This is a genomic window from Streptomyces canarius, from assembly GCF_014650735.1.
In the GTDB taxonomy this organism is placed as follows: domain Bacteria; phylum Actinomycetota; class Actinomycetes; order Streptomycetales; family Streptomycetaceae; genus Streptomyces; species Streptomyces olivaceoviridis.
On record NZ_BMVN01000192.1, the window covers coordinates 1 to 993 of the forward strand.

Genomic DNA, 993 nt, shown 5'->3' on the forward strand with positions numbered 1-993 from the left:
TGAATTCTATTTGAATATTGCTCGTGTATAAAATAGAAATTCGTTTATTCGATATATTTCCAATAGATTCTTTTTTTTTGTTATACTCTAGTCAATCAAATCTGTTGAATTATTGTTCATATTAATAATGAATCGAAATTGATAAGGAGTTGGTCAATGATGCTCGAACATATACTTGTTTTGAGTGCCTATTTATTTTCTATCGGTATTTATGGATTGATCACGAGTCGAAATATGGTTAGGGCCCTTATGTGTCTTGAACTTATACTGAATGCGGTTAATATAAATTTTGTAACATTTTCTGATTTTTTTGATAGTCGGCAATTAAAAGGAAATATTTTCTCAATTTTTGTTATAGCTATTGCAGCCGCTGAAGCAGCTATTGGATTAGCTATTGTGTCCTCGATTTATCGTAACAGAAAATCAACGCGTATCAATCAATCAACTTTGTTGAATAAGTAATATTAATAATATTAAATTATAAGATTCACCAATTTGAATTAGCATGTACAATATGTTGGAATCTACATCATGTTTTCGAAAACGTAAGAAATCAAAGTATCTTGGTCCTTTCTTATGAGTTGATCCCGAAGGAAATTGATTAGAAAATTTCTGGTAAATCGTTGATTCATCTGGTGTTTAACTATATTTATTTACAAGTTTACTAGATTGAAATTTTATGATGTTCAAAAATTTATCGATCCCATGTCACATTCAGTAAAAATTTATGATACATGTATTGGGTGTACTCAATGTGTCCGAGCCTGCCCCACCGATGTGTTAGAAATGATACCTTGGGATGGATGTAAAGCTAAGCAAATTGCTTCCGCTCCAAGAACAGAAGATTGTGTGCTAGTCTCCGCTGTAGAACAACTTCAAATTATGGCATCAAAACGACAATATAAGGAGGCAGCTGCCCAGTTAGAGGCTGTAAACCAGCTATGTAGCCATTTTGAAGCCTACAGGGATATCCCAAAAATCACAGAGCTAAGG

Annotated in this window: 2 protein-coding genes; both read left to right on the forward strand. The window is 32.8% G+C overall.

Features of this window, described 5'->3' with window-relative positions; all coding sequences use genetic code 11:
• Positions 1-156: 156 nt before the first annotated feature.
• Entirely contained in the window at positions 157-462 is a 306-nt protein-coding gene (nuoK, locus tag IE294_RS50430) for an NADH-quinone oxidoreductase subunit NuoK (RefSeq protein ID WP_189598982.1), read from the forward strand.
• Positions 463-669: 207 nt separating this feature from the next.
• Positions 670-993: photosystem I iron-sulfur center (locus IE294_RS50435; protein WP_189895397.1), on the forward strand; the 324-nt coding region annotated here is incomplete at its 3' end.

Bases quoted from the DNA above. Each gene is read 5' to 3' on its own strand.
- nuoK (WP_189598982.1), top strand. From the start codon at position 157: ATGATGCTCGAACATATACTTGTTTTGAGTGCCTATTTATTTTCTATC.